The 25,721-nt window shown below is 42.4% G+C and carries 12 protein-coding genes; 4 read left to right on the top strand and 8 right to left on the bottom strand.

Annotated features, from left to right (window positions below; translation table 11 throughout):
- Positions 1–50: 50 nt before the first annotated feature.
- Positions 51–1,025, bottom strand: a complete 975-nt coding sequence (gene mnmL, locus ACHLI0_RS19015; RefSeq protein WP_490749836.1) for a tRNA modification radical SAM protein MnmL/YtqA — start codon at positions 1,023–1,025, stop codon at positions 51–53.
- Between the two features lie 444 nt (positions 1,026–1,469).
- Here mnmL and ACHLI0_RS19010 point away from each other — a divergent pair, with 444 nt between their 5' ends.
- Complete coding sequence (locus tag ACHLI0_RS19010) at positions 1,470–5,822, top strand: hybrid sensor histidine kinase/response regulator transcription factor (protein WP_490749835.1); 4,353 nt, start codon at positions 1,470–1,472, stop codon at positions 5,820–5,822.
- 233 nt (positions 5,823–6,055) lie between these two features.
- On the opposite strand, the gene ACHLI0_RS19005 is transcribed toward ACHLI0_RS19010, so the two are convergent.
- The 7 genes from ACHLI0_RS19005 to ACHLI0_RS18975 all read right to left on the bottom strand — a co-directional run bounded on the left by ACHLI0_RS19005 (position 6,056) and on the right by ACHLI0_RS18975 (position 18,914).
- Positions 6,056–7,642 (bottom strand): glycoside hydrolase family 28 protein, encoded by a 1,587-nt coding sequence (locus ACHLI0_RS19005; RefSeq protein WP_490749834.1) that lies wholly within the window; start codon positions 7,640–7,642, stop codon positions 6,056–6,058.
- 290 nt (positions 7,643–7,932) lie between these two features.
- Positions 7,933–10,008 carry a RagB/SusD family nutrient uptake outer membrane protein gene (locus ACHLI0_RS19000; protein WP_490749833.1) on the bottom strand — a complete coding sequence of 692 codons (2,076 nt, stop codon included), beginning with the start codon at positions 10,006–10,008 and terminating at the stop codon, positions 7,933–7,935.
- Between the two features lie 14 nt (positions 10,009–10,022).
- Entirely contained in the window at positions 10,023–13,451 is a 3,429-nt protein-coding gene (locus tag ACHLI0_RS18995; protein WP_490749832.1) for a SusC/RagA family TonB-linked outer membrane protein, read from the bottom strand.
- 26 nt (positions 13,452–13,477) lie between these two features.
- The gene (locus ACHLI0_RS18990) at positions 13,478–15,145 is read right to left on the bottom strand and encodes a hypothetical protein (protein WP_490749831.1); all 1,668 of its coding nucleotides are present in this window, start codon (positions 15,143–15,145) and stop codon (positions 13,478–13,480) included.
- A gap of 29 nt (positions 15,146–15,174) precedes the next feature.
- The gene (locus ACHLI0_RS18985) at positions 15,175–16,677 is read right to left on the bottom strand and encodes a pectate lyase family protein (protein WP_490749830.1); all 1,503 of its coding nucleotides are present in this window, start codon (positions 16,675–16,677) and stop codon (positions 15,175–15,177) included.
- Between the two features lie 626 nt (positions 16,678–17,303).
- Positions 17,304–18,116, bottom strand: a complete 813-nt coding sequence (locus ACHLI0_RS18980; RefSeq protein ID WP_259022533.1) for a LytTR family DNA-binding domain-containing protein — start codon at positions 18,114–18,116, stop codon at positions 17,304–17,306.
- Positions 18,117–18,119: 3 nt separating this feature from the next.
- The gene (locus tag ACHLI0_RS18975) at positions 18,120–18,914 is read right to left on the bottom strand and encodes a LiaF transmembrane domain-containing protein (protein WP_011109111.1); all 795 of its coding nucleotides are present in this window, start codon (positions 18,912–18,914) and stop codon (positions 18,120–18,122) included.
- 283 nt (positions 18,915–19,197) lie between these two features.
- Between ACHLI0_RS18975 and ACHLI0_RS18970 the strand changes: the two genes are divergently transcribed.
- The 3 genes from ACHLI0_RS18970 to ACHLI0_RS18960 all read left to right on the top strand — a co-directional run bounded on the left by ACHLI0_RS18970 (position 19,198) and on the right by ACHLI0_RS18960 (position 25,710).
- Positions 19,198–20,769: a pectate lyase family protein gene (locus ACHLI0_RS18970; protein ID WP_490749829.1), complete on the top strand. Its 1,572-nt coding sequence runs from the start codon at positions 19,198–19,200 to the stop codon at positions 20,767–20,769.
- A 6-nt stretch (positions 20,770–20,775) separates the two neighbouring features.
- Positions 20,776–22,269, top strand: a complete 1,494-nt coding sequence (locus ACHLI0_RS18965) for a pectate lyase (protein WP_490749828.1) — start codon at positions 20,776–20,778, stop codon at positions 22,267–22,269.
- Positions 22,270–22,488: 219 nt separating this feature from the next.
- Positions 22,489–25,710: a SusC/RagA family TonB-linked outer membrane protein gene (locus tag ACHLI0_RS18960; RefSeq protein WP_008764337.1), complete on the top strand. Its 3,222-nt coding sequence runs from the start codon at positions 22,489–22,491 to the stop codon at positions 25,708–25,710.
- Positions 25,711–25,721 lie beyond the last annotated feature (11 nt).

The raw sequence follows: 25,721 nt of genomic DNA, 5'->3' as shown, positions 1-25,721 counted from the left end.
AACTTTAATTAATTTCTGCTCACCAGCTATGATCCTCTGAGGACAGAGATTTATTCTGTGGTGAAGTTATCTTCCGCAAAAATAACTCTTTTTTCTGAATCCCTGTACTTCTTACCTTGATAAGCTCCCCTTTCTTTCATTCTTTTTTGCAAACGAGTTACAAATTCATAATTCTTCAGTCCCCAGTCCGGAGCAATCAGTAGTTCCTTGGGAGACTGCGAAACAAAACGTTCCAGTACCAGATCCGGACGGAGATGCTCTACATAGTCAATCACCAGGTCAATATATTCGTCCACTTCCGTAAACAGATGAAAACCTTCCGGATTCTCTTCGTATTCATGCGCCATGCGAGTACCACGAATCAACTGTAACTGATGAATTTTGAGTGTGGACAGAGGAAGCGCGGAAAGGATTCCTGCCTGCTCCACCATTGTATCATGTGTCTCTCCCGGAAGGCCGAGGATGACGTGCCCGCCCGTCAGTATGCCACAGGCGGCGGTACGCTGAACAGCCTCTACCGTATCCGCATACGTATGTCCGCGATTGATACGCCGCAAAGTTTCATCACTGGCACTCTCAATACCATATTCCACCATCAGAAATGTATGACGGTTCAGTTCTTCCAGATACCGGAGCAGTTCTTCCGGCATACAATCCGGACGCGTACCGATCACCAATCCTACTACTCCGTCTACCTGCAACGCCTCTTCATATTTACGTTTCAGTCCTTCCAGTTCTGCATAAGTATTGGTATATGCCTGGAAATACGCCAGATATTTCATCTCCGGATATTTATGGGCAAAGAAACATTTCCCCTCCTCCAGTTGGGTAGCAATCGACTTTTCCGTCCGGCAATAGTCCGGATTGAAAGTCTGGTTATTGCAATACGTACAACCGCCCCATCCCTTCGTCCCATCCCGATTGGGACAAGTAAAGCCGGCATTTAATGATATTTTCTGCACTTTGTAAGGAAAATACTTTCGCAGAAAGGTTGGGAAATCATTATATTGTATTTGATAAGACATATCTATTTAATTCATTTGTTATTTGTGTGGCAAACATAAGAAAAAACAGCGAGTTACGGAAAGACGCCCCAAAATATCTTCAATATATTAAAAAAAACATAAAGTGCATAAGATAAATTAATATTTATTGCGAAAGCAGAAACTATTTAGTTAGTTTTGTGTGATTTTAAGCATTGACGGGAGGATACTTGTGAAAGTCTTGTGCAATTATTCCCCAATTATGATTTCATCTCACCATACCCCATGCGACTCTCGTCAATAAACTATCCTCTTTATGTTCTAAAAACAGAATATAAAGAGGATTTTTAGCATAAGCTGGCAGACAAGACAGCGAAAGGGAGGAAAAAATAGGCAAACTTTCGTATTATCCGTTCAATGTAGCGTCCGGGCTTCTTGTTTTCCATCCTTTTACTTATTTTTGTTCTAACAAAAAACACCGATATTATGAAACGCGCATGGCTCCTTCTTATTTCTCTTTTTAACTTTTGCATATTAGCGGCCCAGCCTACCTATCAGATCAAGCATTATTCCGTCAATGACGGAATGTCACAAGGAATAGTACAGACAATCATACAAGACAAAAAAGGATTCCTATGGTTCGGCACCTGGAACGGGCTGAATAAATTCGACGGATATACATTCAAAAACTATAAGACATCTTACAAAGACGGCTATATTCTGAATACCAACCGGATCAGTCAGATAGCGGAAACGAAATATGGGGATATCTGGTGCCAAGCCTATGACGGACGGGTGTATATGTTCGACAATCAGACAGAGAAGTTCATCGACATTTTAGGTTCAGTAGCAGAAACGATGATAACGAATAATTATGCCGACCATATTTATACCCTTTCCAAAGGAATCTCATGGATCACCTTTCAAAACGAATGTGCCGCCATCCGCATAGATGACCAACTTTGCAAACAGGGGAAAGGAATCACTCTGTACAGTTCCTTCAAACAAAACTTGAAGGGAGACAAGATATATACCGTTTTCGAAGATTCCGAAGGAGATGAATGGATACTGACCAACAAAGGAATTTCTATCATAGGAAAGAAGCAGGTAGACAGCGATTTCCCGTTCCAATATATTAAAGAAGCGGATGGAATTATTTATCTGGTTTCCCAATCGGACAAATTGGCCTCTTACAACTTTAAGACCAGACAATTCAAATTCATAGAGATTCCTTATCATGTTTCGATGATTAACGAAGTCAAGAAGTTTGACTCCAATACACTTTTGCTGGCTACAGATAACGGACTGATTATTTATAAGATAAAAGAAAAAGAATTTCAGTTGATTGATATACGCACATCAACGCAACCTTCCAACGTCGTACAGTCAGTTTATCAAGACCATTACAAGGAACTATGGATATTCCCCCAAACGACAGGAGTGATCCGTTATAATCCATCCACCAAGGAAATGCAGCATTTGTTCACACCGGCCGACGAAGTGATCAGATATGAACGGAAAAATAAGAATGTGATCTTTGAAGACCGGCAACACACGTTATGGGTTCTCCCCCCGGAAGGGAATCTGTCTTATTATGACCGTGAAAACAAAGAACTGAAACCCATGCTGAAGGACAGCAACAATCCGAAGTCTGTTTTCAGTCCGCTCGTCCGCTTTTACACACTGGACAATCAAGGCAACTGCTGGCTGACCAGTACACGTGGCATTTACAAATTGTCCTTCTTTCCACATACCTATAATCTGGTACATATTGACAATGGATTCGAGACCCGCGCTTTTTTATGCGACAGTGAAAAGAGGCTGTGGGTTTCTTCGAAGGCACAGGTGATCAGAGTGTACCAACCGGACGGACAGTTGGAAGGCTATCTGACGCCACAAGGAAAAATAAGCAAAAACAAACAGAGTTTTACAAGCGTATATTGCTTTCTTGAAGACCATGAAGGCAATATCTGGATAGGAACAAAGGAAAACGGCATTTATCTGTTAAAGAAAAAGTCGCCGGACTCCTATTCCGTACAACAATTCACTCACCAACCGAATATGCCATACAGTTTGAGTGGTAACAGCGTATATTCCATTTTTCAAGATAGCCATAAACGTATCTGGATAGGCTGCTATGGCGGAGGAATCAATCTGCTAACCTACAACAAGGACGGTAAGACAGAATTTATACACAGCAATAATGAGTTGAAGAATTACCCGACCGGCTACGCTTCGAAAGTCCGCCACATATCCGAAGCGCCGGGTGGTGTGCTGTTAATAGGAACCACCAACGGATTACTGACTTTCTCCAATCAATTTGAGAGACCGGAAGAAATCAAGTTTTATCGCAATTGTTGCGAGTCAGGAGTAAGTACCAGCGTGAGCGGAAATGATGTGATGCATACGTACACCGACAAGCAAAAACGAACCTATATAGCCAGCTTTACGGGAGGCATCAGCCAAATCGTATCCAAGAACCTGCTCAGCAACAAGATTGAGTTCAAGACATATACAACGGATGACGGACTGGCTTCGGACTTGGTACAAGCCATGCAGGAAGACCAACAAGGCAACTTATGGATTCTTTCGGAAAATGCCATTTCTAAATTCGACGCTCAAAGAAAGACTTTCGAGAATTACGGGCTTAACTCTCTGCACCAGGAATTTAGCTTCTCAGAAGCGGCACCGGTGATCAACGCTCGAAATCAAATCGTATTCGGCACAGACAAGGGCTTCATTGAGATTTCTTCCAAAGAGATGCAGAAAAGTTCCTATGTGCCTCCCATTGTCTTTACCGGTTTGAAAGTGCAGGGGCAATCTTCCGTCATCGCCATTGACGATCTGAAAGAATTACGCCTCACCCCCTCTCAGCGTAATGTTACTTTCCAGTTTGCGGCACTCGATTATGTCGATTCCAAAGAAATCCGTTACGCATACCGACTGAAAGGACTGGAAGAAGAATGGCATGACGGGGACAAGAACCGTTCTGCCAGCTACATCAACTTGCCGAACGGCAAATATAAACTGCAAATCAAATCCACCAACAGCGACGGCGTATGGATGGACAATATCCGCACTTTATCCATCAACGTACTGCCCACTTTCTGGGAGACGGGCTGGGCATGGCTGCTCTACATTATTCTCTTCGTTCTCTTTACGGGCAGTATTGTATATGTTCTTTTTTATATTTATCGGTTGCGCCACCAAGTGGATATCGAGCAACAACTATCCAATATCAAGCTCCGTTTCTTTACTGACATATCTCATGAGCTCCGGACACCGCTGACTCTGATCAGCAGTCCGGTCAATGAAGTTCTGGAAAATGAAGACTTATCCGCCACAGCCCGTGAACACCTGACTGTGGTACAAAAGAATGCCGAACGTATGCTACGTCTCATGAATCAGATTCTGGACTTCCGTAAGATACAGAATCAGAAGATGAAAGTGCTGGTGGAGAAGACAGACCTGATTCCACTTCTTGAAAAAGTAATGATCAACTTCCGCTTGATTGCAGAAGAAAAGAAGATTAATTTCCGGTTGGAAAGCGAACTTAAGTCAATATATGCATGGATAGACCGCGATAAGTTTGAAAAGATATTCTTTAATCTGATATCCAACGCATTCAAATACACACCGGCTGAGAAGGCAATTACAATAGAAGTGACAAAACAGACGGATAAAGTGACTATCTCTGTGGTGGATGAAGGCATCGGGATTGAACCGACTAAACTACGTACTTTGTTCCAGCGCTTCGAAACGCTGGCACAGCAAAATATGCTCCAACCGTCTTCCGGCATCGGCCTGTCATTGGTAAAAGAAATGGTCGATATGCATCACGGTACAATCAAAGTAACGAGCGAACCGGAAGCAGGAAGCCGTTTCATGGTAACTCTGCCTCTTCAAAAGGAAGTCTTCGAACAAGATAGTCAGGTGGAATTTATTCTGAATGACAGCCAAAGTCCGGCTACTCATCCGGACAATAGCCTCCAGACTGAGAAAAGACCAGAAGCGGAAGACAAAGAAGATATGGAGAATAATGCGGCTCCGGATACGCTTACTATATTGGTGGTTGAGGACAATGAGGAACTGAAAACTTTCTTAAAAAACATCTTGTCTGAGAATTATACTGTAATCACCGCTTCAAACGGAAAAGAAGGATGGCAACACGCAGTTGATAATATCCCCGATCTTATCATCAGTGACGTAATGATGCCGGTTATGGACGGTCTGGAGATGATTCGGCAAATCAAAGAAAACAATAACATCTGCCACATTCCCATCATTGTATTATCGGCAAAAGCCTCTTTGGATGACCGGATTGCCGGATTGGAGCAAGGCATAGATGACTATATCACGAAACCTTTCAGCGCCACATATCTGAAAACACGTATCGCTTCACTGCTCCGCCAACGCAAATCCTTGCAGGAAATCTATATGGCCAAACTGACGGAAGGAAAAGAAATAGCTGTCGCAGAAGCTCTTACCCCGTCGCAACCGCAGATTACTCCCTACGACGAGCAATTCATGCAAAAGGTAATGGAGTTCATAGAAGAACAGATGGATAATGCCGAACTGACCATCGACGAATTTGCAGAGCATCTGATGCTCAGCCGCACCATCTTCTACCGGAAACTGAAGTCCATCATCGGACTGACTCCCGTAGACTTCATACGTGAAGTACGCATCAAACGTGCAGCACAGCTAATAGACAGCGGGGAATATAATTTCTCACAGGTAGCCTATATGACCGGTTTCAATGACCCGAAGTATTTCAGTAAATGCTTCAAGAAGGTAGTAGGTATCACGCCTTCCGAATATAAAGAGAAGAATAAATAAAAGAAAGAAGCCGACCGTACGCATTCATTAATCATCATAACCGGCTATTTTCTTTCGTAGCACCTAGGTTAGACAATTGTAGCACCTAGGTCAAACAACTGAAGCACCTAAGTGATACATTCGTCTCACCTAGGTGCTACGAAAGAAAAACGACTAAAGACATAAAAGATTTTAGCTAGCAGGAGACTTGTTTATCCCTAAGTTCCACCAAGTTAGTAACAGTTCCGAATCTGTTAATTCCGCTGATCTCCGGAAAGCAGCATTTTTCCGGAATCCTTTTTATATTCTTTCCCGTTAATAATGATGCCTGTAGCATTTTCTATCTGTATGCCCGGAGTCTCGGGATCCTCCACTTTAATATTCTCCATATTCACCTGAGAAGCCTGATTGATTACAATACCTTTCTTGGCATTAGTGACAGTCATGTTCTTGATAAAGATATTCTTAAGAGGCATTTCCGGCAGCCCGTTGAAATATACTGCCCGTCCCGCACCTCTGCAAAGAACATTTGAAATATAAATGTTCCTGAAAACAGGAGTTTCCTCATTCACATCCGGTATCGGAGTTTCCGGAGAGTCATTGACAGCATAATACAAATCCATCGTCAGAGCATCATTGGGAATATCAATCATATTGATATTATCTATGAAAATATTCTCTACTACGCCACCACGTCCGCGGGTACTCTTAAACCGCAGACCGACATCTGTGCCCACGAAAGAACAGCCCGATACGTATACATTCCGGACACCACCGGACATTTCGCTGCCGATAACGAATCCGCCATGCCCGTGCAAAACCGTATTATTCTTAATAATCACGTTCTCACAAGGTTCTCCCCGCCTGCGTCCATCCTCATCTTTACCCGATTTCAGACAGATAGCATCATCCCCCGCATCAAAGAAACAATTAGTGACCAGTACATTTTTACACGACTCTACATCCAGTGCATCGCCGTTTTGCGAATACCAGGGATTGAACACCTTCACATCGTTCAAAGTCAAAGATTCGCAGGACAAAGGATGGATACACCAGCCCGGTGAGTTCTTGAAGGTCACTCCTTCCAGCAGAATCCGTTTGCTCTTTACTATACTCAGCATGACAGGGCGCAACCAGGTTTTCATGTAAGTCCACTCTTCATCGGTTATTTCTTTCTGCCCGTTATTTTGTCCGGTTACAAGTACAGAGGCTTTCAAAGCACCCGCATCAGGATACCATACTTTTCCGTTCTCATCCACTTTACCACCCGAACTCACCAGATTTTTCCATTGCCGTTCCGTCATCTTGTCTTTCTTGACCGGACGCCATCTATCTCCTGCCCCATCGAAAACACCATTGCCGGTGATGGCTATATTTTCAGCATTCATTGCCGAAATCGGCGATTGGCAGCGCTTGGTGTCCAGCCCTTCGAAAGAAGCGTCAATGATGGGATATAGAGATGTATCGCTACTAAATACAATGAGAGCATTCTTCTCGGCATATAGATTAACGTTACTCAAAAGTACGACGGGCCCCGTCAACCATAGTCCTTCGGGTATGATAACTTTCCCCCCTCCTTTGGAGCTTACCGCCTTGATTGCATTGTTTATCGCCTCTGTGTTCAAGGTCACACCATCGCTGAGTGCACCGAAATCACAGATATTAACCTCGTAATCGGGAAAGGAAGGTTGGCTCACTTCAGGCATTGAAAACGGAAGATTCCTGTATACATCTCCCTGTTCTTTTGTTCCACTTTCCGGATTTGAATAAACCTGATATGATATAAATATCATAACGCCTGTCAGCACGACTCTCAAATCCTTTTTCAAAATTCCATTCATCTCTTTTTAATTTATTTTATCGGGTTCCTATTGATAACTACTTACAGAAATATTCATATCTTCATTGATCTGTTTTTCCCATTTCACAAGCAAAAGTAATGGAAGTCTACTACCCTTAAGTTCAATTATTGACAGATTAGGAGTAAAAAATAGTCATTTACCTGTTCGTCTATTAAAATTGTACTCAAACAAAGTATATCTCCGGAAAATAATTCATAAAAAAGCCATAGTAGAAAAGTATTATAAAATTCTTCCTTACTATGGCCCTTAATCTAATCCTGAAAACAGTTTTAATCTATGGTCAGAGTTTCATCATCTTGCCAATCTATAGTTCCGGCAGCGCCATTCTGGTCTGTCCAGCCTTTGGTCTGTCCGAGCCAGGAGTTATTGTCCAAAATATCTTTTGACAGACCCATTATATAATAATTAGATCGCCATCCGATCTTAATCCATTCATTGCTGTTGTTCTTATCAGGTTGCGCATTGGGCTCCCCGTACTGGAAATTAGACTCCCAGAAATCAGCCACTTCTTTAAGTTGCTTCTGGAAATCGGCAGATTCAGGGTCTGCAAATATATTCTTACGCAGTTCCGACAACACATCTTTACTGCCCGGTGTATATCCATCTTTTACATCCACATATTTAGCTGTACGATATCTTTCGGTCAACGGAGTTACTCCCAGGAATGAACAGGTATTAGTGGTACTCAACTGCATAGCTTCTCCCTGGCCTCCATCATAAAGCATCCAGCGCCAAATATCCCAATATCTTTTGCCTTCATATGCCAGTTCGACCTGACGTTCACGCAAACAGGCAGCCAATGCCGATGCCCGGTCAAACACATAAGTATCCAAACCGTAATTATTAGTGGAAGAAATTCCAACCCGCGCACGCAATTTCCCGATTGCCTGTTTACATAAGTCAATCTGATTGGTCGCCGCATAACACTCGGCAAGATTCAATTGCAATTCCGCATAACGGAAATCATAGATATGTACTCCCGAAGCTTCGTAGTTATTGGCAGAAGCAGTATTGAGTCCACTCATCTTACGTACGAATACCGGACTGGTTATATTTACTCCTTCACTATAGGCAAAGCCGCTGGTGGTTGACTCCGAAGTTCGCCAACGATAAGCCCAGACAGTATCATTGGTGACATCTTTATGTCCCCACTTCAAGCCACTAAAGGCAAATGTCTGGTAGAAACGCGGATCACGGTTTTCCATAAAGCGCAAACTACCTTCGGTAACCTGATGAGCGGCATCAGGAAGTGTACCGTCAGCCATAGGGAATACATCGATCAACTCAATAGGAGCACCTTTTCCTCCGCTTCCTCCTTGAGAACTCAAACGGATATTCTTCTCCCAGCGATTATTCTTGTAACCTAATGACGAGTTGCTTTCCTTAGCCAATAGTCGGACAACTAATGTTTCTCTGTTAGAATGTTCATTATCGTCATCCGCCAATATTCTACTCCAGCTTGCAGCATCGGTCACACCGTCCAATCCGCTGGCAGTAATACCGGAAATAGCGTTCTGAGTAGCTTCCAAAGCTTTTTGCCAACGAAGGTTGCCCGGATCATTCCAATTCTTATTAAAGATGGGGCTGGCATAGAATAATAACACACGGCTCTTGTATGCCAATGCTCCGCCACGTGTGAGACGTCCGTAATCGTTTGTTCCCCATTCATCCGGCAACAAAGCGGCCGCATCGGTCAGGTCTTTCACAATCTGTTCCACACATTGGGTCACAGAAGCTCTTGGCAGTCCGGCATCGGTCACCTCAGCATTCAGCACTGTTGTCACAATAGGTACGCAACCATACATACGAACCAAATCAAACAACTGCATGGCACGTAGAAAGAGGGCCTGCCCTTTTGCCCTATCTTTGGTATCCTGCGAAACCGAGGAAGCATCAATGTCACGAAGCAGGATATTGCAGTTACGTATACGCGTATAAGCATTGTTCGTAACACTTGAACCTAGTGCCTTGCCAAAATAACCAGCAAACAACGGGTCGTAACTTTTACCGCTGGAAGCATCTGTCTGTGTTTTTATATCATCAATGGTCGAATATTGCGTACTCGGGTCAATCCGGCTGGTAGACGTGATTCCCCACATCTCATCCGTGAATTCGTTAAAATCCTGCGCATAAGAAGTATACAATCCCAAATACTGCGACGTCGGAGATGTATAGTTTTCAAAACTTGTCTGGTATAATCCGGCCAGATACCAGGTGATTTTCGTTTCAGAATTAAAATCATCATAAGCTCCGTAATTATTCATATCCAAAAATGAATCACTGCAACCGAACATAAACATACCGAGGGCTAAAGTTCCTGTATATAAAAAGTTGTTCTTTTTCATCGTTGATACAATTATTAAAATGTAACGTTAACACCTAATGACCAAGTTCTCAAAGTAGGATAATCTGTAGAAGAAGCATCATACATATTACGGTAATGGTCAGGGTATGGATTGTACAAATCCCACAAATTATTACCGGTCAGATTCAGACGGACAGCCGACATTTTCAACGGAGCAATCCACTTTTTAGGAAGTGTATAGCTGACAGACAGATTACGTATGTAACAACGGAAGGTACTAATCATCCAGAAATCAGAGTTGGCGATAGCTGAACTGGAAATCAGAGATTCTGTTCCCAAGTTAGGGTATTTACCATTCGGATTGTACATTTCGTCAAACATATCTCCCCAGAAAGAATCCGGCGCCCATATCATTGTACTCTTATTACCACCCATAGAAGCACGATCTATAAAGCGTACTCCACCCCATGAAGTAGCGATATTGGCACTGATAGCAAGTCCTTTCCAACTGGCACCCAGTCTTGTCGAGACATTATAAGTCTTATTCTTTTCACATAACTTTCCATAATCCTGTTCCAATACAATCTGTCCGTTGGGACCTTGTTGAACTCCATTGACCATTTCGCCCCCTAAATCCTGGTAAGCCAGCATGCCCGGACGCAAATCGTCTTTACTTGTCTTATCCAGATATTTAGTTTGTCCGCCTTCGGGAGTATATGATTCCAGATAAGACCAGTACCTGTTAATATCATCCTGCGTACGCAAAATTCCGTCACCATTCGAGGTTCCTTTCCATACCTTGAATCCCCATACCGGCAGATATGTAGACATTCCTTCTTCCCAGCTTGAGCTGGACGGATATTTGTTATAGCGCAAACCCGGCACCCACTCTTTTACTCTACTACCGTTCAGACCGAAATCCATACCGATATTATAGTTCACCTGTCCTACCTTGTCACGCCATGTCAAAGACAACTCGCCGCCATATGTATCAACACGGCCAAAATTTTCTTCAGCATACGAACCACCGGCATACACGGGAATTCCCGGTTGGCTAGCCATAAACTGATTCAAGATGTTATCATTGATATCATAGTAGAAATCGAATACCGCACTTAAACGACCATCAAAGAAACGAGTATCAAAACCAAGATTAAACTTGTCGGAAACATCCCATTTCACATTACGGTTCGGAGATGACTGCGGGATCAGACTGGTACCTGGCTTTCCGCTTTCGGCACCGAACTGCATTCCTTTCAAGTCCATCTTGTACTGTTCTTTCCATTTCCACATCTTGATATTGTCACGTCCCGTACGTCCCCAGGATGCACGTACCTTCAAGAATTCAAACCAAGGAAGCGAGCGTTTGAACCATGATTCTTCAGACATGATCCATCCTGCAGAGATACCGGGAAAGAATCCCCAGTAATTCTCCGGAGCAAACTTAGTCGAAGCGTCCGAACGGAAAATAAACTGCAACATATAGCGGTCAGCATAAGAATATGCCACACGTCCCAAGTAAGAAAGCGAGCCCGATTCACCTTTAAGCGTCACTGTATTGTCGGAAGCCAGAGCTGACTTGCCGTCCGGCCCGACGATGGAGGGACCACCGACTCCCAGATAAGTATCAGAAATGTCATGAGCCAGATCGGCATATTCAATATCACGAGAATCATAGAATGATTCATAACGCTCGATGGAAGCCATAGCCGAAATGCTATGTTGGCCAAACGTACGGTCATAGTTTACGTAAAAGTTCATCTGACGTCTTTCCGCCTGTTTATCTTTAAATGATAATGTACTGTTCTTATCAAAGATAGCCGTTTTAAAGGAACTGCTCGGGATGGTATAGACTAAATGCTGGTCGGCAGGCATTCTGCCGCCTACATACGCCAGTTCATAAGGGAAGCTAGCCTGCTCGGTTGCTTCACTTGAGTGCGAAGACGAATAAGTGGCACGGAGTGACAAACCTTTCACAAAAGGAACTTCGTAGGTCAATGAAATGTCAGCATTCCAGCTGTTGCTCCTGTTTTTATTGAACGAACCACTATTATTCAACGCAAAATAATTCCAGGAAGTGACATAATCTCTATTAAAGCTCGGACTACTATAGGTATTCTCGATAGGTCCCAGCCAATATTCCTGATCTTGCCCGTTTTCATTCGGTAACGTCACGCTCCAAGGCATATGATTGGGCATATGATGCAAAGCACTATAGTCTGACTTTTCCGTACTTCCACTCATCCCGTACAGTTTAAAGCGGGCTCCTTTTGTATAGATCTGATCGGATTTACCCTCATTACCGGCAACCGTGGCTGATAATTTAATATCATTCGTTAAACGCACATCAACACCGGCACGGTAAGTATAACGCTTATAGCTTTGATCACCCAAATTTGCTCCCTGGTCAAAAAAAGTAGCTCCGGCATAATATGTAGCACGTTCACTTCCACCGGTAACATTCAGTGTATGTGTCTGTTGGAAAGCCGATTTCCAGCCTGCTTTATCCAGCCAATCATAATTCAGGTTGTCCATCTCAGCCAATTCCATATCACTATACAGTACGTCGAGGTCGTCATAACCACTCGCTTTATTGGAACCTATCGCCAAAGCATTATAGAAACGTCCATAAGCAGAACCTTTCAGCACCTTGGAATGACTAACGGCATCATTGACGGCAAATTTACCTGAATAGGAAATGACAGGTACTCCTTTTTTTCCTCTTTTGGTCTTTACAAGAATTGCACCATTGGCAGCACGAGAGCCGTAAATCGCTGCACTGGCATCACGTAACACTGTTATACTTTCTACTTCCGAAGGGTCCAGCATATTAAACTGCTCCATACTCGGCTGTCCATTCGTTCCTAACTGAATGACATCATCAATAATAATCAAAGGGGTGGAATTACCGCCATCCTTGGATATTCCGGTGAAAGTCCGGTTCTGACGGATATAAACCTCATTGGCATTCGTACCCGGACGGCTGGAGCCTAACTGTACATTCAAGCCATTCACCATTCCCTGCAAGGCTTCCGAAAGATTGGATACCGGAAGATCTTCCAGTTCTTCAGCAGAAATAGTCGATACGGAACCGGTAATGTTTTTCTGTTTCATACTACCGTAACCTACTACGACTACTTCATCAAGTTTCTGGTTATCTTCCTGAAGAATGACTTTCAAAGTATCGCCTTTCGGCAGGATTACTTGTTTCAGATATCCGATATAAGATATTACCACCTTTTTTCCATCCGGCACATTCAGCGAAAAGTGACCGTCAATATCAGTAATAGTACCTGTCGTAGCATCCTGTAACCGTATAGTAGCTCCGATAATCGGCTGACCACTTTCGTCCACTATCTGTCCTGTAACCTTTCGGGTCTGTGCATTAGCTGACAGCGCAAATGCTACGAAACACAATAGCACTCCTACCTTTTTAATGAATGAAGAACTTTTGAACTTCATCAATACAATGTGTTTATTCATATTATATATATTATTTAATGCGCGGTTCATCGTCTCCATTTTGAAGCACCTACGCTGGAACAACCTGTGAATAACTCGTTCAATTTAAAATTGTTAGTCCCCGGAGCAGTGAACAGAGTGGTAGTTGACATTTTAGAATCACTCAGTCCGAGGTTTCCTTTGCTTGAGGTACGATCATTAGCCTGAAAACTATTAACCGAACTGAAAGGATATACGCCGGTATAATCATCCTGTCCTCCGGACCCCAGTTCATTAAATTTCGGAAGTTTTCCATCTATTTTCATGGAACCGCCAAATACACAATTTTCAATCTTGACAGCAATACTCGGATCTACCCGGAATAAGAAGGAGTTTTCCATCGGCGCATAACAGAATGTAGTGTTTGTAATCGAAATACTCTTTCCACTGCTACTATTCCGCAAATCTGCAATACCGCAAATATTAGTGATAGTACACTCATCAAAAGAGACATCATTGATGTAATTTCCATTTTTGCCATCAGTCGAAACTATACCCTGATTACCGATTGCGTTAATGGTACATTCTTTGAAAGCAATAGCTCCTACATTTCCTGTAGCCTTTTTTGAACGGACAATAGAACGGAAATTCTCAATATAGCAATTAGTGAAATCAATCGTGTTAATCAGAAAAACATCGGACTCCGGACAAATCACTTGTTTACCACTCAAACTGTTATCAGCAACCTCACTTAATGATTTGGAAGCCCTAAGATTGACGCGTTTAAAAGTAACCTTGTCTACAACTCCGCCTTCTACTATACGGAAAGCGTTATCAAAACTAAATGTCGGATAATCTTCCAACGTTTGCGGAGTAACAAAATGAACTGAATGTGCAAACTCAATAACAGTTTCTCCACTATTCAACACGTACGTCTTACCTGCCGGAAGCACAAAGGTTGTACCTTCTGCCAGAGAGTTCCAGTCAAGTTTATTAAAATAGTCAGGATCAAATGCTTCGTTACGCAAATCTATCCGGTTTGCCGTCCCATAATCTTCATCCAGATTTTCGGTTACAGCTGTCTTTACTTCTATGCGTGCCTGATAAGTATCCGAACTCTGTTCATCACCCGAATATAAACTAACACGATAAGAAGTCTCCGGAGTTAAATCATCTATGATTTTGGAGCCGGCCAGATATTCTTCGGAAGAAACGTTATAAACCTTTATATCTTGAGAATTAACTGTCTCCAGTCCCATCGGAACAGCAGTCAGAGCTGTAATCACAACAGTATCATTAGGCGTCCACGAAATAAGAGCCTGTGTATCTATAGTACGAGCTTCTCCTAACTCTATCGACAAAGGACGGTAAAGAATACCCGTCACCTCTGTTTCCCAATAACCGGACAGCCTTCCATTACCTTCACATTTCACCTTAAACTTGTAGTTTTCTTCCCAGTCTAAATCTATCACACAGGAAGAACGGTCACCCGGCACGGTCTCCGTCTTATAAAGTTCTTCCCCTTTATTCACCACCTTATACACCTCGACGATATATTCGGTCGCTCCTTCTACGCTTTTCCAACTAAGATATGCCTTGTTTTGCACTATCTCCATAGCAGTAACCGGTCGTAACAATACTTTTGAGCCGGCATCATCATCGTCCGAACAGCTTGTCATCAGTCCTGAAAAACAACTTAACAGGCACCCTACTGTCATTAATTTCAATAAATTCATAGCATTCTATTTTAATATTAACACTGATTTCACTTCTTAAAGTTGTAGGAAATACTTTCACCTACCAGACTATTAAGATATACTTCCAAAGCTGTATAACCAACCTCTGTTGTCCTGTTACGGTCTTCCGGATTAGCAGGGTCCAAACCAACCTTTTTCTCCCAGGCATCATCCATGCCATCCTGATCCGCATCCGTAATGGTTCCACTGGTTTTATATGTCAGTCCATCCAGACCTTCAGCCTCATCCGGGCTATTTATTATGCCCGGGATAGCACCACTATTGGCGTCTCCGGCTCCTGTATAAGTACAAAGTCCGCTCTTCACTTCTTTTACAATACGCGCATCTACTTTATCACGGGGAAATGCGCCGGCACCACTTTTATCAGCCAACACAGATTGATAAGCTTTCTCCGCAGATTCATATTGGTCAGATAAAGTGTATGATTCCCAGTCGAACCAATATTGTTCATAATTCTCTTTCCCTGAAGGAATAATGAAAGAAGAAGCTTTCATCTCATCGATAGAATAAGGATAATTACCATCCGTATATACACCTTCCCAATTGTCCGAAGTCAGTTGAGAATTACCCTCCATTACATTGCCATGAAAGTACCACTTTGAAACGGCACGTAAAGGTGCTTTATTGGGTTCACGGGCACTTGATTGCCGGAAGAATTTCAGTTCTTTTACCCGGGCTGTCGTAGCGGGCCCCGGTTTATAATAATTATTCACAAAGTTACATGACCATCCGTGATGTTCCGGATCCTGAGACTCGTCCATACCTCCATAAGTAGCCATTTGACTGCCCCAATTATAATTCACATTATTAATATATTCCATATAAACAACGATATCCTGTCCGGGATCCTTCCCCCGTGCGCCATTCATCAATGGTGTCCGGCTATTACAATGAGCAAACAGATTATGGTGATAAGTAGATGAAGTTCCTCCCCACGCACCACCATAAGCACGTGCACCTTTTTTATTGACCGAATAATAAAGCCCCTCGCTGGAAATGCACCATTGCACTGTAGAAAAATGAGTATCAATAAAATCGGTATTCTCTTCACTAGCCCAGCTGAAGGAACAGTGGTCAATTATAAAGTTATTCGCATTTTCCACCCGCAGACAGGCGGCATTATGTTCCTTTCCACTCGCATCTTTTTCACCGACACGAAAACGCATATGCCGAATAATAAAGTTCTCCGAACCACCAAAATTTATTTCATTCTTTATGATGCAAACACCATCACCGGGAGCTGTTTGTCCAGCCAGCGTGAAGTTCTTAGCTTTGCAACGGATTTCCGACTTTAATTCTATTTTGCCCGAAACTGCAAAAACAACAGTAGTTGCTTCGTTTTGTGAGCATTGCTGCAATGCCCATCTAAAAGAGCCTTCTCCGTCATCGTTGGTATTGGTCACTATAACGACTTTTCCTCCACGACCTCCCGTGGCATTTTTACAGAAGCCTTCAGCTGTAGGGAAAGCCTTTAATACCTCCGGTCCTTTCGCATAGGGACCTAACTCCATATTAGTAAACCCTTTGACATCGGTACACGCCCCCAAAAATAAAAGACAAGCACAAAAAGGATATTGTACCAGGTAACGTCTGAAAAAGACTGGAGTTACCATAAACTTCGTTCTAATAAGCACAGGAAAGCGTTGATACCACGTTTTCCATTTCTTAATAAATACACAATTTTTCATTCATTTCAATTTAAAGTTAATACATATTACTATCTAATCAATACTTATGTTACATGCAAATCAATCGTTAAAACATGGGGAAAATTGAAACAGGAATCATCTCATGTTTATTCATTAATATTCCTGATTTATAGTTCTTATTTTTTGTTTCATATGTGCAAAAGAAGTTATATAAAACATAAAGCGAGGGGACTTTTTGAGCGTTTAGGTGCACTATTTTATCACTAAAATATCAGATACGAGATTTTGGGATTAAAATACCAAAAATTCCATATTTTACTTTACATAGTAATTTCTACTAGTCATTTTCAGTATTTGCTTGGATTAGAATAGAAGTGTCCATCAGGCGACTAGCATTCATTACTCTAAATGCTAGCCGCCTGATGGACACTCAAATTTTAGCTGATAATGAACGAAAATGAATCATCCGTTGATCAAATAGCTATTTCTTATAGTCCTAAACGTTCTTTTAATAACCTGTAACCCGAAAGGCTTACCCGAAGTTTAACTCCGTTTTTCAATAAAAGCTGGTACGTTTCCTTCCCAAACAGTTCTACACGGGAGATTTGAGTGACATTGACAATCGTTGAACGATGAACACGAACAAAGGTATCGGAAGGCAAATGAGTCTCAAAATACTTCATCGTCTGTTCCTTCAGATATTCCCCCGAAGGAGTAATCAGCATAACGTAGTCTCCACACGCCTGTATGTAGGTTAATTCATCCGTTTTAATCAAATGAATTTTCGAACCGTCTTTCACTGTGATACGGTCGATCTGCTCTGTCTGCGGCTCTTCCGGCAGGCTAACCGGTTGATGCATTATCAATTCTTTTTCCAGTTCCTGATTCAGTGCATCTTCTTTAGCGACAATCAAGCGATACCAAAGAAGAATGGCGACCCAGGTCGGAATGCCAAACAACAGACGAAAAGGGATGGTAGATGCAAAAGTGATATAAGGTATACCGGCTATTCTTGTTACAATATCGTAAACCATAAAGCTGCCGGCTATCCAGATCAGTATTCCTGCCACCAGAGTAATGACTTCCGTCTGAAAGATAGAGACTACTCCGACAACAAACCAGGCCAAATAACCTAATGCCATCAACCAACCGATTGTCGCTATTCCGTCTATGACAGCAGGCACATAGTCCGCGCCTGTGTATACACTCATTATCATTACCTGAGCTACAACCAATACCAGCGCTACCACCAGCATCGGCACCCAGCGATAAGGATAATCTATAATCGGATGTGCTTTCATACGTTAGTCTTTAACTTCCAGTCCCCCGAAAGAAAGCCTTCCCCGAATGACTAATACACTTTCCTTATTGATATTCCCGTTTTGCCAGCGTTTGTCATCACAGCCGCCAAAGAAAGTATTACACTTAAATACTACTTTCCAGTCGGAAGGAACATATATTTCAACTCCTCCCCAGCTACAATCGATATCGATATATGTTTCTCCCGGTGCGATATGAGTATGACGCAGGTCAATCGTTGTTCCTCCACAAGAGGTACGGACGACTGCTCCTTTAAAAAGTTCATCGAGTACTACATGACGTGCAGCCCCAAAAGTATTATCAGAACGCAGAAAGCCATCTTCCGATTCACATTGCTGCTGATTGTCTGTAAAGTTCATGCCCGCATGACCATGGTGCCCATGCTTCATCCATTCTCTATGGTCACGAAACATACGCTGTTTGTCATCCCACGGTCCTCTGTGGCGGGATTTGAAGAGGAATAAAACTCCGGCTATGATCAAAGCCAGCGGCCAGACCATTGCCTGAGAATTTTCAGGCAACCACGAAAGACCTCCTAACAGAAAATAAACACCTACCAATACAAGGATAATTCCACCAACAAAATGGCGGCGTATCATCGAATAAATTCCCAATATGATAAGGAGAGAATGCCATGATACTATTATATTGAACAATTCAGCAGTAATCCAACCCATGTTACGGGCGAATAACAAAATTCCTGAAAGGATAAATAATGAAGCTATCAGAAGTTTTCCTGAGAAAACTGTAGCAGATGAGAATTTAGATTTCTGTTCCATCGTTTCTATGATTAATGATTGATGGTTCAAAGATACATCATTTCTTTGTGCTCTTACAGGCTTTTCTGATGATTTCCGGTCAGAAAGCCGATGAATGCCGGATAAAAATCGGTGAATGGAACAAAGTAAAGCGCAATAAATTATGCTCTAATTGAATCTAATAACAAAAAATACAATGTGAAAAACAAATATTGCACACCGACGTCTTTTCTTCCCTATACATTTGCAACCATATAATTAACACAATACGTGAGTACAACCCATATTTTAAAGAACTAATGCCATGAATAAAACTTTTTTAGGAGCTTTTCTTGCATCTGTCTTCATATCATTCACAGCCTGTTCGGAAGAAAATCTCGAACAGGACACAAATCCTCCAACAGAACAGCCGGGAGATTCTACTGATCCGGATGATTCGGGAGAGGATCAGCTGCCGGAGTATCCGACTCCCGACCGTTCGACAGTCGCAGCTTTTCCCGGTGCCGAAGGAGCCGGAAAACTAACTACCGGTGGAGCCGGAGGAACAGTATATACAGTAACTTCTCTCAAAGATGACGGTTCAGAAGGTACTCTCCGTTGGGCGATAGAGAAGTCGGGCAAAAGGACGATTGTGTTCGCCGTTGGTGGAGTCATCCCCTTAAGCAAACAGTTGCAAATAAAGAATGACGATATAACCATCGCAGGTCAAACCGCTCCCCACCCCGGTATTTGCCTGAGAAATTACACTTTACGTGTCAACGCAAACAATGTCATTATCCGATTTATCCGTTCACGTATGGGGGATGAATGCAAGACGGAAGATGATTCGATGAATGGGTATCAAGATTCTTATCCCGGCAAAAGGAATATTATTATCGACCATTGCTCCATGAGTTGGAGTACAGACGAATGTGCTTCCTTCTATGGAAATACCGACTTTACCATGCAATGGTGTATCATCAGCGAGAGTCTGACAAATTCTCTTCACAACAAAGGAGGCCATGGATATGGCGGAATATGGGGAGGAAGCCCTGCAACCTTCCACCATAATCTGCTGGCACACCATAGCAACCGCACCCCTCGTCTCTGTGGAAGCCGCTATTCTAACAGAGAAGATATGGAAAAAGCCGATTTATGCAATAATGTAATCTATAATTGGACTGGTGAAGGAGCCTATGCAGGAGAGGGAGGTTCTTATAATATCATGAATAACTACTATAAGCCGGGACCTGTTAATGCTTCGGCAAAAGTACATTGCCGTATTTTCACCGCCTACGTAGATGATGGTAAAAACCAACAGGCACAAGGGATATATGGAAAATTCTATGTAAACGGGAATTATTTCGAAACACATGAGAAGTTATCTAATTCACAAAAGACAGAATTGGCCAATGCGAATGCAGATAATACCTCCTCTACCGCTTTTTGCGTAAAAAACAACGAAGTTTCGACAAAAGATTTGCTTGTATCTTTGCGTTTTCCTATCTTAGATGATTATTCGTTCGTTCAGTCTGCACACGATGCCTATCAGTCTGTATTACTATACGCTGGTGCTTCCAATCTGCGTGACCATATTGACAAGCGTATTGTAAAAGAAACCCAGGAAGGCACTTTCACATACACAGGCTCAAACGGAGGAACGAACGGACTGATCGATACACAAACTGATGTGGAAGGATGGAGTGAATACATATCCACTACCACCACACAGCAGGATAGTGACAAAGACGGGATACCGGACGAATGGGAAACAGCCAACGGGCTGAATCCCAACGACGGCAGTGACGGAAACAAATATAACTTAAGCAAGGAATATACCAATCTCGAAGTCTATCTGAATAGTTTGGTAAACTCCTTATATCCAACCAATAACTAAGTAGCTATGAACAAAAAAATCCTGGCAGGGCTATGTGCCTTATTTATGCTCCCTTCTATTCAAGGGAATACAAATACTGACAATTCGTACAAAGAGAATGCTACTCCCGACCGTTCAAAAGTTCCGGCTTTCCCGGGCGCCGACGGTGCAGGGAAATATACAACAGGAGGTGCCGGTGGAACGGTATACACTGTAACTTCACTGGCAGATGACGGCTCGGAAGGAACCTTCCGCTGGGCTATCAACAAAAAGGGCCCCCGTACGATCGTTTTCGCTGTCAGCGGCATCATTGAATTGCAGAAACCTTTAAAACTCAACAATGGAGATGTGACAATCGCAGGTCAAACAGCTCCCGGAGATGGCATCTGTCTGAAGAACTACACCTTTTCCATTCAAGCAGACAATGTGATTGTCCGCTTTATCCGTTCACGTATGGGAGCGGACATCAAGCAAAAAGGTGACGATGCAATGAACGGTACCAAAGGAAACAGTAACATAATCATAGACCATTGCTCTTTGAGCTGGTGTACGGATGAATGTGCCACTTTCTATGATAACAGTCATTTCACCCTTCAATGGTGTATCATCAGCGAAAGCCTCGCCAACTCCATTCATGAGAAAGGAGCACATGGCTATGGTGGCATTTGGGGTGGACAAAAAGCATCCTTTCATCATAATCTGTTGGCACATCACACCAATCGTACTCCACGACTCTGCGGCAGCCGTTATACAGGCAAACCGGAAGAGGAAAAGGTGGAATTATTCAATAATGTAATCTACAATTATGGTAGTGACGGGGCTTATGCCGGTGAAGGCGGTTCGTACAACTTTCTCAATAATTACTATAAGCCGGGTCCCTATAGTGCTACCAAAGGTTCATACCGACGCCTGTTCACCGCTTATGCAGACGACGGCAAAAATCAAAATGAGGCAGGGGTACATGGAATCTTCCACTTCAAAGGAAACTTTATGGACGCCACCTGTCCCAGCCTGACTGACAAGCAGAAAGAAGCTCTTTATAAAGTCAATATGGATAATACATTTGGTCTGATCGTCAAGAACGACTTCGCACCGGAAAAGAATTTATTATCCAAAAAAGCATTTGATATAGCAGAGCATACTTCATTGCAACCGGCAAAGAAAGCCTATAAAGATGTACTTCAATTTGCCGGAGCCTCTCACCGCCGCGATGCCGTAGACCAACGAATCGTAGAAGAAACCCGCAAAGGGAATTACACCTATGAAGGGTCTCATGGAAGCACCAACGGAATGGTTGACCAACCGATAGACGTTGGAGGCTGGCCCGAATATAAATCCGAACCGGCCCCAACCGACTCTGACGGAGATGGCATACCGGACGAATGGGAAAAAAAGCACAATCTGAATCCGAATGATCCAAGCGACGGCGCACAATATAGTTTAAGTAAAGAATACACCAATCTTGAGGTATATCTGAATGAGCTAGTCAATCATCTGTATCCTGCGGATTCTAAAAAATAAAACTAAAAGGCCGAATAAACAGTTATAAAAGATTAAGACGAGAGTACATTTCCCCATAAACGCTCGTCTTTATTCATTTTATGCCGGAAAAACAAAAAATACTATCGTAAAAACAAATATTACACATCCCACAAGCCCCAAAAACATAATTTTGCACCAGTGAGAACTCTAAGAGTGGACACACTCGAATATTAATAATCTAATATAAAAGAACAAAAGATGCCTAAAGGAATGAAAAACATGCGCACTTTGCTGCTAATGATTTTCGCAGCATTATCGCTCAGCGTATCAGCGCAGACTATTACCTTAAATGGTAATGTGAAAGACACAACCGGAGAACCGATTATCGGTGCTTCCATTGTAGAAAAAGGGAATACTACCAATGGTACAATTACTGACCTGGATGGAAATTTCTCTCTAAAAGTTCCTGCCAACGCCACTGTAGTTATTTCATATATTGGTATGAAAACGCAGGAAATCGCAATCAAAGGAAAAAGCAAGATTGATGTTACACTATCAGATGATGCAAAAGCGTTGGATGAAGTTGTAGTTATCGGTTATGGTACTGCCAAGCGTAAAGACATTACAGGATCAGTAGCATCCGTTAATTCAGAAACTTTAGCAGCCATTCCTGTAGCGTCTGCAACTGAAGCATTGCAAGGAAAAATGGCAGGTGTACAAATTACAACTACAGAGGGCTCTCCTGACGCACAAATGAGTATTCGCGTACGTGGAGGTGGTTCAATCACACAAAGTAACGAACCTCTCTTTATTGTAGACGGATTTCCAGTGGAAAGTATCTCAGATATTCCACCTACAGATATTGAATCAATCGATGTATTGAAAGACGCTTCTTCAACTGCTATCTACGGTGCACGTGGTGCTAATGGTGTAATTATTGTTACTACCAAGAGTGGTAAAGAAGGCAAAGTCAGTGTTAGCTACAATGCTTATTATGCGTGGAAAAAAGTGGCAAAAACATTAGATGTACTTTCCGCAAGCGATTATACCAAATGGCAGTATGAACTGGCTCAACTTACAAATAAGAATGATGATTATATCAAGTATTTTGGTAATTATCAAGACCTTGACATGTATGACAACGTAGCTACCAATGACTGGCAGGATTTAACTTTCGGACGTACCGGACATTCATTTAATCACAATCTAAGCATTAATGGTGGTAGCGATAAGTTCAAATATTCGTTCAGCTACTCTCATATTGACGACAAAGCCATCATGCAAATGTCTGACTATGCACGTGATAACCTCAATTTAAAGTTGAATCATAAGCCTCTGAAGAACGTTTCTTTAGATTTTTCAGCACGCTTTTCCAAAACCAAAATCAATGGTGGAGGTTCCAATGATGCCAACAGTTCATTGAACACGGACAAACGCCTGAAATATTCTTTGTTGTATACTCCATATCCTGTACCTGGTATCTCTGATGCACTCAATGCAGACGAAGAAGATGCCAATTCTCTATTGATTAATCCGTTAATCTCCCTAAGAGATAATGACACCCGCAAAGAACGTATCAACTATAACCTTGCCGGCTCTATCACTTGGGAAATAATCAAAGATTTAAAACTAAAAGCAGAAGTTGGTTATGACGATTATCGAAATAATGCAGACCGCTATTATGGTGTGACTACTTACTATGTAAGAAATAACGTAGACGATGAAGATAAGAGTAAACCTGCTATTTCTTTTACTCGTGGTACAAGAACCGCCTTCCGCAGTACAAACACCTTAAGTTATGACTTCAAGAAGTTCTTTAAGAATAACAAAAACCATTTAAACCTGCTGGCTGGTCAAGAATATATTGTTACCAGAGAGAGAGAATTAAGAAACGTTGTACATGGCTTCCCGACTGAATATACGGCAGACGACTGCATCAACTATTCCACAAAAGGAAACCCATATGAAGTGACCAATTATGGTTATCCGGATGATGTGTTGTTCTCATTCTTCGGACGTGCAAACTATGACTTTGACAGCAAATACTTGTTTAGCGCCACTTTCCGTGCCGATGGTTCTTCAAAGTTTGCCAAAGGTAACCAATGGGGATTCTTCCCTTCTGCCGCTGTCGCATGGCGTATATCTTCTGAATCATTCATGGAGAATACCAAAAATTGGTTGGATGACCTGAAGCTCCGCTTTAGCTATGGTACAGCCGGAAACAATAATATTCCTTCGGGACAGATCTCTCAATTATATGAGTTAAATAAAACTCCATGGATCAATGGTGTCAATTCCTACATTGCTCCAAGTAAATATATGGCAAACAGCGATCTCACCTGGGAAACAACCATTACAAGAAATGTCGGTTTGGATTTCACTACTTTAGGAGGCAGATTAAGCGGAACAATTGAAGGCTACTGGAATAATACAAAAGACCTGTTAATTATGTTCCCGACATCCGGAACTGGTTATAACTACCAATACCGTAACATGGGCGAGACAGAAAACAAAGGTCTTGAAGCCAGCGTCAACTGGGTAGCCGTTGATAAAAAGAATTTTGGTCTAAGCATTGGAGCCAATATCAGTTTTAATAAAAATAAGATCAAATCTCTCGGTTCTTTACAGAAACTTACTAACGAACAAGCACAATCTTATTGGGCTTCTACAGAAATAGGTCAGGATTTCTTGCCGGAAGTAGGTGGTTCTGTTGGAAAAATGTATGGTTATGTAAGTGCCGGACGTTATGAGGTTTCCGATTTTGAGAGTTATGATGCAACAACCGATACCTGGACTCTGAAGAAAGACGTCAACAAATCTTCTGCCGTTGGAACTGCACGCCCAGGTATGATGAAACTAAAAGATTTGGATAATAGTGGAGATGCGAATGGTGAAAAGGATAAAACGATCATTGGCGATGCCAATCCCCTGCATACAGGTGGATTCAACATCAATGCCCGCCTATATGGTTTCGACCTGGCAGCCAACTTTACATGGAGCTATGGTAACGACATCTATAACGCTAATAAGATCGAAACAACTTCTACTTCCAAGTACTTATACAGAAACATGACTTCTGAAATGTCCGCTGCAAAACGTTGGACTAATATTGACGGAAACGGCAATTTGGTAACAGACATGAACCAATTGGCGCAAATGAACGAGAACACCACGATGTGGTCACCTTATATGAGCAAATTCGTATTCTCGGATTGGGCTGTTGAAGACGGTTCATACCTTCGTCTGAGCACTTTGACATTGGGATATACTCTGCCTGCTCATCTAACCAAGAAAGTTGGAATCAATAACCTTCGTTTCTATGTAACGGGATACAACCTGTTCTGTATCACGGGATATAGCGGTTACGATCCGGAAGTTTCTACTTGCCGCAGAAATGGCAGCCAACTGACTCCGGGTGTAGACTATTCAGCATATCCTAAGAGCCGTCAGTTTGTAATCGGTTTGAACCTTAATTTTTAATCAGTAAAACT

It is taken from the genome of Bacteroides sp. RCH18 (genome assembly GCF_058231005.1).
Note: the sequence above shows the minus strand (reverse complement) of the source record. Positions and strands in the feature narration are given on the sequence as shown.